The 14,170-nt window shown below is 63.1% G+C and carries 16 protein-coding genes and 1 pseudogene; 16 read left to right on the top strand and 1 reads right to left on the bottom strand.

From position 1 onward, the window contains the following. Positions 1-11 precede the first annotated feature (11 nt). The 4 genes and pseudogenes from G3256_RS04320 to G3256_RS04305 all read left to right on the top strand — a co-directional run. Positions 12-701 carry a metal-dependent hydrolase gene (locus G3256_RS04320; protein WP_169639656.1) on the top strand — a complete coding sequence of 230 codons (690 nt, stop codon included), beginning with the start codon at positions 12-14 and terminating at the stop codon, positions 699-701. A 17-nt stretch (positions 702-718) separates the two neighbouring features. Beyond that, positions 719-1,000: a nuclear transport factor 2 family protein gene (locus tag G3256_RS04315; protein WP_343044391.1), complete on the top strand. Its 282-nt coding sequence runs from the start codon at positions 719-721 to the stop codon at positions 998-1,000. Positions 1,001-1,048: 48 nt separating this feature from the next. After that, entirely contained in the window at positions 1,049-1,387 is a 339-nt protein-coding gene (locus tag G3256_RS04310; protein ID WP_169639654.1) for a hypothetical protein, read from the top strand. An 18-nt stretch (positions 1,388-1,405) separates the two neighbouring features. After that, a pseudogene (locus G3256_RS04305) lies at positions 1,406-1,669 on the top strand (adenylate/guanylate cyclase domain-containing protein); the annotation flags it as partial. Positions 1,670-1,725: 56 nt separating this feature from the next. Here G3256_RS04305 and G3256_RS04300 read toward each other — a convergent pair. Further along, entirely contained in the window at positions 1,726-2,175 is a 450-nt protein-coding gene (locus tag G3256_RS04300; protein WP_169639653.1) for a nucleoside deaminase, read from the bottom strand. A 61-nt stretch (positions 2,176-2,236) separates the two neighbouring features. On the opposite strand from G3256_RS04300, the gene G3256_RS04295 reads away from it, so the two are divergent. The 12 genes from G3256_RS04295 (at position 2,237) to G3256_RS04240 (ending at position 14,056) form a co-directional block, all read left to right on the top strand. Continuing rightward, positions 2,237-3,073, top strand: a complete 837-nt coding sequence (locus G3256_RS04295) for a pseudouridine synthase (RefSeq protein WP_169639652.1) — start codon at positions 2,237-2,239, stop codon at positions 3,071-3,073. A 292-nt stretch (positions 3,074-3,365) separates the two neighbouring features. Beyond that, a complete protein-coding gene (locus G3256_RS04290; RefSeq protein WP_169639651.1) occupies positions 3,366-4,250 on the top strand; it encodes a 5-bromo-4-chloroindolyl phosphate hydrolysis family protein in 885 nt (294 codons plus the stop codon). A gap of 27 nt (positions 4,251-4,277) precedes the next feature. Further along, positions 4,278-5,474 carry a toxic anion resistance protein gene (locus tag G3256_RS04285; protein ID WP_169639650.1) on the top strand — a complete coding sequence of 399 codons (1,197 nt, stop codon included), beginning with the start codon at positions 4,278-4,280 and terminating at the stop codon, positions 5,472-5,474. 6 nt (positions 5,475-5,480) lie between these two features. Continuing rightward, positions 5,481-6,431: a DUF2927 domain-containing protein gene (locus G3256_RS04280; RefSeq protein ID WP_169642317.1), complete on the top strand. Its 951-nt coding sequence runs from the start codon at positions 5,481-5,483 to the stop codon at positions 6,429-6,431. A 47-nt stretch (positions 6,432-6,478) separates the two neighbouring features. Continuing rightward, positions 6,479-7,588, top strand: a complete 1,110-nt coding sequence (locus tag G3256_RS04275) for an SPFH domain-containing protein (protein WP_169639649.1) — start codon at positions 6,479-6,481, stop codon at positions 7,586-7,588. A gap of 59 nt (positions 7,589-7,647) precedes the next feature. Continuing rightward, positions 7,648-8,181, top strand: coding sequence for a cytochrome b/b6 domain-containing protein (locus tag G3256_RS04270; RefSeq protein WP_169639648.1), 534 nt, complete (start codon positions 7,648-7,650; stop codon positions 8,179-8,181). 37 nt (positions 8,182-8,218) lie between these two features. Beyond that, entirely contained in the window at positions 8,219-8,635 is a 417-nt protein-coding gene (locus G3256_RS04265) for a hypothetical protein (protein ID WP_169639647.1), read from the top strand. A gap of 2 nt (positions 8,636-8,637) precedes the next feature. Next, on the top strand, positions 8,638-9,759 hold the full coding sequence (locus G3256_RS04260) for a TFIIB-type zinc finger domain-containing protein (protein ID WP_169639646.1): 1,122 nt from the start codon (positions 8,638-8,640) through the stop codon (positions 9,757-9,759). Further along, positions 9,756-10,427: a nitroreductase gene (locus G3256_RS04255; protein WP_169639645.1), complete on the top strand. Its 672-nt coding sequence runs from the start codon at positions 9,756-9,758 to the stop codon at positions 10,425-10,427. Before G3256_RS04260 ends, G3256_RS04255 begins: the two co-directional genes overlap by 4 nt. Beyond that, a complete protein-coding gene (gene dtd, locus G3256_RS04250) occupies positions 10,424-10,870 on the top strand; it encodes a D-aminoacyl-tRNA deacylase (RefSeq protein ID WP_169639644.1) in 447 nt (148 codons plus the stop codon). Before G3256_RS04255 ends, dtd begins: the two co-directional genes overlap by 4 nt. A 42-nt stretch (positions 10,871-10,912) precedes the next feature. Continuing rightward, the gene (locus tag G3256_RS04245) at positions 10,913-12,022 is read left to right on the top strand and encodes a glycerate kinase type-2 family protein (RefSeq protein WP_169639643.1); all 1,110 of its coding nucleotides are present in this window, start codon (positions 10,913-10,915) and stop codon (positions 12,020-12,022) included. Positions 12,023-12,067: 45 nt separating this feature from the next. After that, positions 12,068-14,056, top strand: coding sequence for a CocE/NonD family hydrolase (locus G3256_RS04240; protein WP_169639642.1), 1,989 nt, complete (start codon positions 12,068-12,070; stop codon positions 14,054-14,056). The last annotated feature ends 114 nt before the right edge of the window (positions 14,057-14,170 follow it).

Genomic DNA, 14,170 nt, shown 5'->3' with positions numbered 1-14,170 from the left:
GGAGAGGTTCAATGAAAATCATCTGGCTCGGTCACGGCAGTTTTCGCATCGAAATCGAAGATCAGGTTCTGCTTCTCGACCCCTGGCTCACCGGCAACCCGATGCTTACCGACGCCCAGCACGCGCCCGCCACCCGGGGTGCGACGCATATCCTGATCACCCATGCCCATTTCGATCACATCACTGATCTGGTGCCGCTGTCGAAATCCCTGGGCGCGCCCGCTGTCGGCATTTATGACCTGATGACATGGTTTGAAGGGAATGACGGGCTCAGTACGGTTGGCTTCAACATGGGCGGCACGGTAGAGCTTGGCCGCGTCTCTGTGAGCCTCGTGCCCGCGCTGCATTCCACGTCGCTGGGCGGCGCACCCGATGCCCCTGTCGGGCGCGAGGCCGGATTTATCATCCGGGGCGAGGGCCACACGATCTATGTCTCCGGGGACACCGGCATCATGGCCGACATGGACTGGATCGGCGCGTATTATAAACCTGACATCGGGATCCTGAGCGCAGGCGGGCATTTCACCATGGATATGGCCGGCGCCGCCTGGGCCGCGAAACGCTATTTCGATTTCAAAACCGTGATCCCCTGCCATTACCGCACCTTCGATCTTCTGGAACAGTCCGCAGAGGACCTGATCGCGGGCCTGCCGGGTGTTGATGTGATCGAGCCGCAGGTGATGGAGCCCATTTCCCTGTGATCACCGCCTCGCCGTAAATCGCGGCAATCGTAACGCGCTGGAACGAAGCAGTGCGCACATGTGACCGGGATACGGTCGGAAACCTGCTCTCGCGGGATGCCGCGCTGCGCTATGTCGGCACCGCGACGGGCGAACTCTGGAGCGGCGACGTATTGCGCCGGGGGCTGCCGGATCACTTTGCCGAAGTGCCTGATGTCAGTTGCCGCAACCAGAGTACCGAAGCCTTTGAACAGGGCAGCACCGGCTGTGCTTTCTGGCACCCGGACATTCATTTCCACGACACCGGCGTGACGTCGTAATACCGGATTACCTTCATCTTCTCGCTTGAAACAGGTGCCTGGAAAATCGTGCAGATCCAACTTTCAAACCCGACGCCCGACTTTGAGAAAATCGGGATCGAGCACAGCGCGCCGGATGCGCTGATGGCTGCAGCCCGCGACGGGTTCGCGACTGCCGGTCGCGAGGGTCTTGCCTCGGTGATTCTCACTGATGTCGTCGACAGCTCGACGCTGGCAGATATTGTCGGCGACCGTCTCTGGACGCTGAAAATCAATGAACATCTGGACATTGTGACGGATACCGTGACGCGGCACGGCGGCACTCTGGTCAAATCCCCGGGCGACGGGACAACGTCCACTTTTTCAACCGCGCGCGCTGCTCTGGATGCCGCCCTGAGCCGGCAATAATCCAGTTTCTCAGAAAGTAGGGAGCCTGCTTTACAGCTGCGCGTTGGCATTCACACCGGCGAAGTCATCGAAGACAAGGGCGACTTTTTCGGTACTGTCGTGAACAGGGCGGCCCGCATCGCTGCCAGTGCAGCCCCTGGCGAAATCCGCCTCTCAGATGCCACCCGGATGCTCCTGTGGCGCAGCGCCGGTTACGCCTTTGCCGACCCTGTCGAGGTGCCGCTGAAAGGGCTTTCCGGCATGCATAAAACCTTCCGGCTGGAAAGCCGCGCGGAAAGCTGACGCAGGGCGCATGCACTGCGGCCAACGCCGGACCCGCCAGTACAGTCAGGGCACCGTCAGCGGCGGTGCAGAAAAAACGCGCGCAGCATGACTTCGGATTCTTCGGCGGCGATACCGTCATAGACTTCCGGCGCATGATGGCACTGCGGATGGGAAAAGATGCGCGGCCCCTGCCCCACGCCGCCTGACTTCGGATCATCCGCACCGTAATAAAGGCGCGCGATCCGGGCCGTTGAAATGGCGGCCGCACACATCGGGCATGGCTCAAGCGTCACATAAAGGTCGCATCCTGTCAGCCGCTCTGATCCCAGCGCCGCGCAGGCCGCACGGATGGCCAGCACCTCTGCGTGGGCTGTAGGATCATTCAGTTCCCGCGTCCGGTTGCCCGCCGCTGCGATGACGCGACCCTGCGCATCCGCGACAACGGCGCCCACCGGCACCTCGTCACGTTTGGCCGCCGCGCGCGCCTCCGAGAGGGCCTGCTCCATGAAAGACGTAAAGACCATGTGCCGGTGTCCCCCAAAGCGGCCCCTTTCGCAAGAGCACCGAACAGGATATGCGGCCCCTATGACCGCGTCCAGAACCCCCGAAGGCGACCGTATTGCCAAAGTCCTGAGCCGCGCCGGCGTCGCAAGCCGCCGCGAAGCCGAGCGCATGATCGCAATCGGCCGGGTCTCTGTGAACGGCAAGGTCATCGATTCTCCGGCGCTGAACGTAACAGCAGCGGATAAAATCGAGGTGGACGGCAAGCCCGTGGGGGCGCCTGAGCCACCGCGCCTGTGGCTCTATCATAAACCGGTGGGCCTCGTGAGTACGGATGCCGACGAAAAGGGCCGCGAGACGATCTATGACAGCCTGCCCGAAGATATGCCGCGGGTGATGAGCATCGGACGCCTCGATATCAATTCCGAGGGTCTGCTGCTGCTGACCAACGACGGCGCGGTCAAGCGGCGGCTTGAGCTGCCCTCGACGGGCTGGCTGCGACGTTACCGTGTGCGGGTGAACGGCCGGCCCACGGATGATACGCTGGAGCCGCTGCGCCAGGGCGTGACCGTGGACGGCGAAAGATTTCAGCCAATGACTGTCAGCCTTGACCGGCAGCAGGGGGCCAACGCCTGGCTTACCGTGTCGCTGCGCGAAGGCCGCAACCGCGAAATCCGCCGTGCGCTCGGCGATGTGGGCCTCGTCGTGAACCGGCTGATCCGCATCAGCTATGGCCCCTTCCGGCTCGAAAGCCTGAAGCCGGGCGAGGTCGAAGAAGTGCGCCGCAAAATCGTGCGCGACCAGCTGGGTCTGCCCGACGAAGAACCCACACCTCCCACCCGCGCGACGGCCCCGAAACCCGGCGGCAAACGGCCCGCCGGTGTCCGGCACACCCGCGCGCCACGCCGTCCGAAACGCTGACAGGCCGCGAAACGTGACGCGGGGGCGGTGAAATTCCCCCTGTGAAAGCGCGCCGGCCGGCACCAGATTGATACATGTGCCTGCGAACTGTACCGTCGGGCGATGCATTGCGCCCGCATGTCGGGCCGGACCGATTGAGAACTGGCGCGGGTGCCCCAATGCACTTATATTAAACCGAGTTGCCGTGCAGGGAGAGAGCATGACACCGACCACATTTCAGAAAACCGCCTATGTGGCGTTGCTGCTTGTGATGCTCGGCATCGCCTCCGGACTACTGGGCGGGGTCTGACGCATGGCGCAGCGCTTTGGCGGAAAATACAGCCCTGGCGGCAGCACGGACGGGACTGACCGCCCTGCCGGATCCTATTCCGGCGCGCGTGTCGATCCGGTGGGCGCGCGGGCCAATCTGATGTTCCTGCCCGCTGTGGCCCTGCTTTTCACCTCGCTTTTTAACGGCGCGCTCGGGCTTGCGACCGGTGTCGCCGGTGCCGGGATCCTTAGCCTCGGCGCATGGCTTCTTCGCGGTGGGTTGCAGGCCGAAGCCTCATGGCATGCGCGCAAGGTGGCGCGCCGCCCTGCGCTGCCGCGCAAGATCCTCGCCGCTTTGCTGGCGGGTGCCGGCATCGGTCTGGGCGCTGTCAGCCATGGCAGCGGGCTGGTGGCGGCCGTGCTCTTCGGCCTGGTCGTGACAGGGCTTCATCTCGCGGCTTTCGGCGCGGATCCGCTCAGTGATAAAGGCATGGAAGGCATTGATACCTTCCAGCAGGACCGCGTGGCGCGCGTGGTCGATGAGGCCGACAAACACCTGGCAGCCATGCGCGATGCCCTGCTGCGTGCAGGCGACCGCGATGTCATGACCCGGCTGGAACAGTTTCAGGAAACCGCCCGCAGGCTCATCAACACGGTCGAGGATGATCCGCGTGATCTGACGGCCGCTCGAAAATATCTCGGCGTCTATCTGATGGGCGCGCGGGATGCCTCGGTCAAATTCGCCGATATCTATGCCCGCAGCCGGGACGCCGAAGCCAAAACCGACTACCTTGTTCTGCTGGACGATCTGGAACGGAACTTCACCGCACGAAATGAAAAGCTGCTGCTGGATGACCACAGTGACCTGACGGTCGAAATAGAGGTCCTGCGGGACCGTCTGCAACGCGAGGGGGTCAGAACTGAATGACGCCGCCCGCAATGGAAGGGATTAACAATGTCTGAGACGATACGCGCCAAAGCACAGGAAACTCTGGCCGAGGTGGAAGAAGTGACGGCTGTCATACTTCCCGAACCCGCAGAGGCTAATGCTATCGTGCCGCTGGCCGATGCGGACGAGCCCGCAAGCGCGGAAATCAGACAGCGCATGAACGAAATCGACATGGAGGATACCAACTCAATCGTGTCTTTCGGCAGCCGCGCACAGGTCGAGCTACAGGAGATCAGCCAGGCGATGCTGGGCGGTGTGCGCAACAAAGACGTGGGCCCGGCCGGTGACAGTCTGCGCAACATCGTGTCGACGATCCGGGGGTTTTCCGTCTCCGAACTGGATGTGCGCCGCAAACGCAGCTGGTGGGAAAAACTGCTGGGCAAGGCCGCGCCTTTTGCGCAGTTCACCGCAAAATTCGAGCAGGTTCAGGACCAGATCGACCGCATCACAGATGATCTGCTCAAGCACGAACACACGCTGCTCAAAGACATTAAATCGCTCGATGTGCTCTATGAAAAGACGCTGCAGTTCTATGATGAACTGGCACTCTATATTGCCGCCGGCGAGGAAAAGCTGCGCGAGCTGGATGACACGGTGATCCCAGCCAAAGCCGCCGATGTCGAGGCCGCTGCGGAGAAAGATCAGGTGATGGTGGCGCAGGAACTGCGTGACCTGCGTGCCGCCCGCGATGATCTGGAACGCCGGGTGCATGACCTGAAACTGACCCGCCAGGTGACAATGCAGTCGCTGCCCTCGATCCGTCTGGTGCAGGAAAACGACAAATCGCTGGTGACCAAGATCAACTCCACGCTGGTGAATACGGTGCCGCTCTGGGAGACCCAGCTGGCACAGGCGGTCACCATCCAGCGCTCTGCCGAGGCGGCAGCGGCGGTGCGGGACGCCAATGACCTGACCAATGAGCTGCTGACGGCCAATGCGAAAAACCTGCGAGAGAGCAACAGGGTGATCCGCGAAGAGATGGAGCGTGGGGTTTTTGACATCGAAGCTGTCAAACAGGCCAATGCAGATCTGATCGGCACCATCGAGGAGTCGCTGCAGATCGCGGATGAGGGCAAGGCCCGCCGTGCCGCCGCGGAAAGCGACCTGAAGGAGATGGAGACCAGGCTGCGCGATACGCTTGCCTCGGCAAAGGCCCGCGGCGACGGGACCGGAGACAATACCGGCACTTCCGTACCGCGCTGAATGTCCATGCGGGCGTCCGTCAAAAGGCTCAGACACGGGTGCACTCTGAGTGCCGCACTTCTGGCACTGGCAGCCTGTGAGACGGGCATGCTGAACACCAGTGCGGTGCCCCGCGCCCGGCCCGCTGTTGCAGCGCCGGTCCCGCAGATCACGCCGACCTCTGAGGAAAGCGCCGCGCTGCGCAGCTACCTGGTGCAGGTGCAGACCGCACAGATGGGCCAGGGGCTGCTGCGCGACGACGGCGGTGGTCCGGACACGCCCTTTACCGCCGACACGCTGGCAACCAATTTTGAACGCATCGTCTTTTATGATGAATATGCTAACGCCCTGCAGGGCCGCGGCGGGGAAAGCCCCTTGCGCCGCTGGTCGTCCCCGATCCGTATGGAGATCATCTCCGGCGCCTCAGTCCCGCCCAGCCAGCGCGAAGCCGATAACATCAACGTCCGCAACTATGCAAAACGGCTCTCGGATGTCTCCGGCCATCCGATCAGCTTTTTCGGGCGACCGAATTTTGTGATCGTGATCGCCAGCGAAGACGACCGCAGCGCGGCCCTTGATGCGGCTGCGGCACGTATCCCGGGCATCACCGCGAGCAGCCTTGACGCATTAAGGAGCCTCTCGCGCGACACCTACTGCGCGGTTGCGGCCTATGCCGCCGGCAGCGAGGCCAGCACATATACCGCCGCCGTGGCCCTGATCCGCGCGGAAAATCCAGGGCTGCTGCGGCTCAGCTGCATTCACGAAGAACTCGCCCAGGGCATGGGGCTCGCCAACGACAGCCGGGATGCGCGCCCCTCGATCTTTAACGACGACGACGAATTTGCGCTGCTGACGAACCACGATGAACTGCTGCTGAAGATGCTCTATGACCCGCGGCTGACCCCGGGCATGCGCGCGAACGAAGCCGCATCGATCACCCGCATCATCGCCCGCGAACTGGTCAGCGGGCCGCTTTGAACATGCTGATGCACTACATGATGATAACAACATAAAGGACTGACATTATGGGTATTTTTGATTTTCTCTCCGGAGAGTTCATCGATGTCATCCACTGGACAGACAACACCCGCGACACCATGGTCTGGCGTTTTGAACGCGAAGGCCATGAGATCAAATACGGCGCCAAGCTCACCGTACGCGAGGGCCAGGCGGCGGTCTTCGTGCATGAAGGGCAGCTGGCAGATGTCTTCACCCCCGGTCTTTACATGCTTGAGACCAACAACATGCCGATCATGACAACGCTGCAGCACTGGGACCATGGTTTCCGCAGCCCGTTCAAATCTGAAATCTATTACGTTAACACAACCCGCTTCAACAATCTGAAGTGGGGCACCAAAAACCCGGTGATCTGCCGCGATCCGGAATTCGGGCCGGTGCGTCTGCGCGCTTTTGGCACCTATTCCATCCGGGTTGCTGATCCCGCGAAGTTCCTCGTGGAAATCGTTGGAACGGATGGAGAATTCACGATGGACGAGATCAGCTTTCAGATCCGCAACATCATCGTGCAGGAGTTTTCCCGCACCATTGCCCGTGCCGGCATCCCGGTGATGGATATGGCCGCGAACACCCGCGAGCTAAGCACGCTGGTGGGCAGGGAAATCAGCGCGCAGCTGGCCGAATACGGCCTCGCCATGCCGGAACTTTACATTGAAAACATATCCCTGCCGCCCGCAGTTGAAGAAGTGATGGACAAACGCTCTTCCATGGGGGTGATCGGCAACCTGAACGAATATATGCAGTTTCAGGCCGCCGAGGCGCTCGGACGTGACGGTGCCGGCGCGGGTGCCATTCAGGCCGGTGTGGGCGCCGGTCTCGGCATGCAGATCGGTCATACAATGGCGCAGCAGGCCGGCCCCTGGGGCGCCCGCCCCGCCGGCGCGGCAGTACCGCCGTCACCGCCACCCGTCGAACACGTCTGGCATATCGCAGAGAACGGCGAGACCCGCGGTCCGTTCTCCAAGGCATCGCTGGGGCGCATGGCCTCGGATGGTGCCCTGACGCGCGAGACCATGGTCTGGACACCCGGTCAGGACGGCTGGATGACCGCCGGCGAGGTGACAGAACTGGCGCAGCTTTTTACCGTGCTGCCGCCACCACCTCCACCACCTGCGTGAAACTCTGGCGCTGCCTCGCGCGTATATGAAAGGACCCCACCCCGTGCCGGGAGGCCCGTTTGAGATATCATCGCCGTACATGGCTGAAATGGCTGCACTGGAGCATGTTGCCGCTCGTGCTCTGGTTCACCTTTGTACAGCCCGACGACATTCGCCCGCTGGGCGAGGAAGCGTTCATGTTTCACTCGGTGCTCGGACTGATCTTTGTCAGCCTGGCGCTGCTCTGGACAGCCGATTACATGCGACGCGGCCTTGCCGGACGCCCGGGACCAAAACTCAGGGGGCGGCTGCGGACCCTCCATTCGCTGATGCACCGGACGCTGATCTGGGGGCTGTTTCTGGTGGCCTTCACCGGGTTTTTGCTGGGGCTGACCTCGACGGTCCTGCTCTGGGCCGGCGGCATCGTTCCCATCGCGCCGCCGATGGGCCTGCCCCGCGCCAACGATCTGGTGGGCGTCGTGCACGCCATCGAGTTTTACACCCTGGCTGCCCTTGTGGCCGGGCACGCCCTTTTTCACCTCTGGCGTCATTTTGGCCTGAACGACAATGCTCTGCGCATTATGGTGCCGCGCGCGCTGCACCGGTTCCTGTGAAAGGCAGCCCGCCGTTGCACGGTAAAGGAGCCGCCCGGTGAACCGCCGCACCCTCACCGTTATTCTGCACTGGTCGGTGCTCTGCCTGCTGATGCTGCTGCTCGCGGCTGGCAGCAGCCACGCTGTGCTGTCCTGGATCTTCGGGCTGGCCGGGCTTGCGATGACGGGCCTCGCACTTGCTTTCGGGCTGATGAACGGCCCTGGGCCGAAGCTCACCGGCGGGCTGCGCGCGGCCCACCCCTGGGCACACCGCGCGCTTTATGCCCTGCTTGGATGGAGTGCGCTGGCCGTTCTTACAGCGGCCACAGGCAATGTGCTGCCTGGTCCCTCGCCGCGCAGTCTGCTGGTCGCATTGCTGGGCGCGGGCCTGCTGCACGGCATCTTCAATCTGTGGCGCAGCACGACGCTGAACGATGGCGCGCTGCGCCGCATGCTGCCTGTGCGGAAAGGATAGACATGGCTTCTGATCTGCCGCCCACCGCCCCGCCCGCACCCCAGGCAGAGCATCATTTCCCCTGCGATACCTGCGGATCAGATCTGCGCTTTGATCCTGGCGCAGGGCAGATGATCTGCGATCATTGCGGCAATACCGAACCTCTCGATCACGGCCCCTGGCGCGCCGCCACCATCCGCGAGCTTGATTTTCAGGATGCGCTGAGCGACGCCCTGCCCCGGGCGGATATGGAAGTCACCCGGGTGTCCAAATGTCCCAACTGCGCGGCCGAAGTGGAATTTGACCCGCAGGTGCACGCCACCGAATGCCCCTTCTGCGCCACCCCCGTGGTCGCCGATACCGGCACCCACCGGCATATCAAACCACGGGCTGTTCTGCCCTTTGGCCTTGATGAACCGACCGCGCATGCGGCGATGAACGACTGGCTCGGCGCTTTGTGGTTTGCCCCCTCAGGCCTCAAAGACTACGCGCGCAAAGGGCGCAGAATGCAGGGTATCTATGTCCCCTACTGGACCTTCGACGCCGATACCGCGTCGGGCTATACCGGCGAGCGTGGCACAGTTTATTACGAGACCCGCACGGTGATGCGCAAAGAGGGTCCGGAGAAAGTGCGGGTGGCCAAAGTGCGCTGGCGCTCAGTCAGCGGCCGCGTTGCTCGGTTCTTCGACGATGTGTTGGTGCTTGCCTCCCGTAGCCTGCCCAAACGGTTTACTGATGCGCTGGCCCCGTGGGATCTGGCCGCACTCGAGCCCTACACGCCCGAATACCTCGCCGGCTTCCGCGCCGAAGGCTATGCCGTAACCCTTGAGGAAGGCTTTGCCGAGGCACGCGGGATCATGGATGCGACCATCGCCCGCGACATCCGCTTTGACATCGGCGGAGACCGCCAGCGCATTCATTCGGTGGACACGACCGTGCGCGATGTGACCTTCAAACATGTGCTGCTGCCGGTCTGGCTGGCGGCCTATAAATACCGCGGCGAGACCTACCGCTTTGTCGTCAACGGGCGCACGGGCAAGGTCCAGGGCGAGCGGCCCTGGTCAACGGTTAAGATCGCGCTTGCGGTCATCGCGGGGGCGATTATTGCGGCCGGCGTCGGCTATCTCTATGCGATGAACCAATGAGCGACTACGACACCCTCACAAGCCTGTTACAGGCCCGTTATTCCTGCCGGGCTTTCCGCCACGACCCTGTACCACGAGATGACATTGAAGCCATCATTGATGCCGCGCGCCATGTGCCGTCCTGGTGCAATGCGCAGCCCTGGCAGATCACAGTGACCACCGGCGATGCGACGGAGCAGTTTCGCAGCACGTTGCAGGAGGCCGTGGCCGCCGGCACCCCCGCGCCCGATCTCGACCCGCCCGACGGCTATCCCGGCATCTACGGCGACAGGCGCCGGTCCTGCGGCTGGCAGCTTTACGAAGCAGTGGGCGTGACGAAAGGTGACCGTGCAGCCTCAGCGGCACAGATGATGCGCAACTATGCCCTTTTCGATGCGCCGCACGTGGCGATCATCACCAGCCCGCGCGCACTCGGTGCGTACGGCGCGATGGACACCGGCGGCTTTGTCACAGCCTTTACGCTGGCCGCCCGCGCCCGGGGCATTGACACAATCGCCCAGGCGGCCATCGCCTTTTATGCAGGCTTTGTGCGCCGACACTTCGACCTGCCGGAGGATCGCATGGTGCTCTGCGCCATCTCCTTTGGCTATGCGGACACAGATCATCCGGCCAACGGGTTTCGCACCGAACGCGCCGGGGTCGCGGATATTCTGGACCTGCGATCATGAGGGCCCTGCTGCAACGGGTCTCCGAGGCTTCCGTCACCGTCGACGGCGTCGTGACCGGCCGGACCGGGCCCGGGCTGCTCATTCTGGTCTGCGCAATGCCCGGCGACGATTTTGATACCGTCCGCGCCATGGCGGCAAAGATCTCAAAACTGCGCATCTTTCAGGACCCGGAGGGCAGGATGAACCTCTCGCTCACACAGACCGGGGGCGGGGCACTTGTGGTAAGCCAGTTCACCCTCGCCGCAGACACCTCGCGCGGCAACCGCCCCGGATTCTCGCGGGCCGCAAAACCCGATGAGGCCGAAACGCTGTATCTGCAGTTTGCTCATTGCCTGCGGGACCTGAACATCCCCGTCGAAACCGGGCGGTTCGGAGCGGATATGAAGGTGGCACTCGTCAATGATGGCCCCGTCACACTCTGGCTCGACACAGAAAATCCCTGAGCAGACTTGTCAGCCGTCACGTTCACAGGCAGAAATCCGGCTATGCAGAACAAAGACCTTCTCAGGGCGCTCTTTGACGCGGGCGTCAGGGCCGTGCGCGGCGATACATCTGTCGCCGGTGCGCTGATCGATACGCCCTGCCCCACGCCGGATCAGATCATCGCCGTGGGCAAAGCCGCCGCTGCAATGGCGCGCGCGGCGGCGGATCAGTTCGGCGAGGTACCGCTGCTGATTGTGACCAAATACGGTCACAGCGCGGATGCCCCCGATCACGCGGAAATCATCGAGGCGGCTCACCCCGTCCTGGATGAAAACTCGCTGAAAGCCGGTGCCCGCATCCGCGAGGTAGTGGGTGCCGTGGCGCAGGGCAGTCATCTGATGATGCTGGTCTCGGGGGGGGCCTCGGCACTGGCCGAAGACCCGGTGGACGGGCTCGATCTGGCAGGGCTGAGTGCGCGGGCGCGCGAAATGCTGGCCTCGGGCGCGGACATACATGCCATGAACGCCGCCCGCAAAAAACTGAGCCGCGTCAAGGGCGGGGCACTGCTCCGGGAATTTAAGGGGGCGCGGGTCAGCACGCTGGCGATCTCTGATGTGGAGGGCGATGCGCTGTCGGTGATTGGCTCAGGCATCGGAGACGCACCGGAAGATCCCCCCTTCGAGTTTCACCCGCGCATCGTGGCAAGTAACCATATCGCCCGCGCCGCCGTCTCGGCCGCGGCCGCAGAGCGGGGCCTGCCTGTGCAGACCAATGCGGAGACCCTGTACGATGACATCAACACCATCGCACCGCAGATTGTGGAACGACTGAAGTCCGGGGCGCCGGGCCTGCATCTTTTCGGCGGGGAGCCCACCGTCGTGCTACCGGAAAACCCCGGTCAGGGCGGACGCAACCAGGCGCTGGCCCTGCTGATCGCGCGCGGGATTTCCGGCACTCACGGGCTGCAGGTGCTGGTCGCAGGCACCGACGGCACCGACGGGCCCACCGATGCGGCAGGTGCGCTTGTTGATGGTGATACCTGGGAAGCATCAGGCGACGACGCGCTGAAACGTGCCGACGCGGGCCCCTGGCTTGACGCACGCGGTGCGCTGTTGCGCACCGGGCCCACGGGCACCAACGTGATGGACCTGGTGATCGCTCTCAAGGCGTGATCGCCCGCGCTTGACAGAATCTGCCGCTCCGGCAACCGTCAGCGCATGACTGAGAACACCCTGCGCGAGATCGAAGAGCTGCCCGATATGGGCATCACCCTGTCAGATGGCTGCCGTCTTTCCGCGCGGGTCTGGCGGCCCGTCGATGCCGGAGACGATCCGGTGCCTGCAATCCTTGAATATCTGCCCTATCGCAAGCGCGACGGCACCTGTGCGCGCGATGCGCTGACTCACCCGTGGTTTGCAGCGCGCGGCTATGCCTGCATCCGCGTCGATATCCGCGGCAACGGCGACAGCGAAGGTCTGATGGAGGATGAGTACACCGCACTGGAGCTCACCGACGCTGTCGAAGTGATCGCCTGGCTTGCCGCACAGCCCTGGTGTTCGGGCAACGTCGGCATGATGGGCATCAGCTGGGGCGGTTTCAACGGACTGCAGGTTGCAGCCCTGGTCCCTCCCCCGCTGAAAGCAGTCATCACGCTCTGCTCCACGGTCGATCGCTTCGCCGATGATATCCATTACAAAGGTGGCTGCCTGCTCAACGAAAACCTCGGCTGGGGGGCGACGATGTGGGCCTATTCCTCACGCGCGCCCGACCCTGCTCTGCGTGACAACTGGCGCGAAATGTGGATGCAGCGGCTGGAGAACGAACCCTTTCTGCCCTCCGTCTGGCTGCGCCACCAGCGCCGTGATGCCTACTGGCGGCATGGCTCGGTGATTGAAAACTACGGGGCGATCAAAGCAAAGGTGCTGGCCATCGGCGGCTGGGGCGACGCCTATAAGAACGCCGTGCCGCAGATCGTGACCGGTATCACGGGCGCCAAAGGCATCACCGGACCCTGGGTGCACAAGTACCCTCATTTTGCGGTGCCCGAACCACGCATCGGTTTTCTGCAGGAAGCATTGCGCTGGTGGGATCACTGGCTGAAAGACAAAGATACCGGCGTGCCGGATGATCCGGATTATCGCGCCTTTATCCTGGACGGCGTGCGCCCCGAGCGCTGGTACGCAGAACGCCCCGGACGGTGGGTCGCCGAGGCCGACGGCGCCACTGCACATATGCCGCACCGCACGCTCTACCTCACCGCCAACGGCCTCTCGGACGGGCCGGCACGGCTTAACGCCCGGGTACGCTCGCCGCAGGACTGCGGGGCAGAGGCCGGCGAGTACTGCGCGATCTGGCTCGGGCCGGAAATGCCGGGAGATCAGCGCGACGATGACGCACGTTCGGCCTGCTTTGATACCGGCCCGCTGGAGCAGGACACCGATATTTTCGGCGCACCTGTCGTGCGGCTGTCGCTTGCGGCAGATCAGACCCAGGCGCAGATTGCTGTCCGCCTCAATCACATACATCCCGATGGCGCGAGCACGCGGATCACATACGGTGTGCTGAACCTCTCACACAGATCCGGACACAGTGATCCCGCCCCTCTGACCCCGGGCGAGATTGTGGATATTGAGGTGTGTCTGGATCAGATCGCTTACCGCCTGCCCGCCGGCCACCGTCTGCGTGTTGCGATCTCGACGGCATACTGGCCACTGATCTGGCCCGCCCCTGAAAGCGCGGAAATCACCCTAACCAAAGGGGCACTGCACCTTCCGGTCCGGCGCACCGCGCGGGGCGACGAATGCAGTTTTGCGCCACCCGATGCCGCCGCCCCCTGGCAGACCGAAACCCTGCGCGCGCCCGCAAAAAGCCGCAGACGCGAAACCGATATGAACAGCGGCGAGGTGCACCTGCACATCCGCGACGATTTCGGCAAACTGCGCGATACAGAGCACGGGCTGATCTCGGGCGGACTTGCGCGCGAAACATGGAGCATCCACCCCGACAACCCGCTTTCCGCGCGCGGCGCATGCCACTGGACCGAAGAAACGGAGCGCGACGGCATCCGCCTGCGCACCGAAACGCGGTCGCGCATGTGGTCGGACAAAACCGAGTTTTTCCTTGAGGCCCGCATTGAAGCCTATGAAAATGACGAACTGGTCTATGAACGCGACATCAAAGACCAGATTGCGCGCGATCACCTTTAGGTCCGGCGCAATCATTTATCGGCAATAGCCCTTGCGACGCCGCCGGAAATGCGCAAGCTTTGGCCATCATAAAAATCATAAAAATGCGCTGTAAACGCAATCCAACCGGGAGAT

The organism is Roseobacter ponti, from assembly GCF_012932215.1.
Classification (GTDB): domain Bacteria; phylum Pseudomonadota; class Alphaproteobacteria; order Rhodobacterales; family Rhodobacteraceae; genus Roseobacter; species Roseobacter ponti.
Note: the sequence above shows the minus strand (reverse complement) of the source record. Positions and strands in the feature narration are given on the sequence as shown.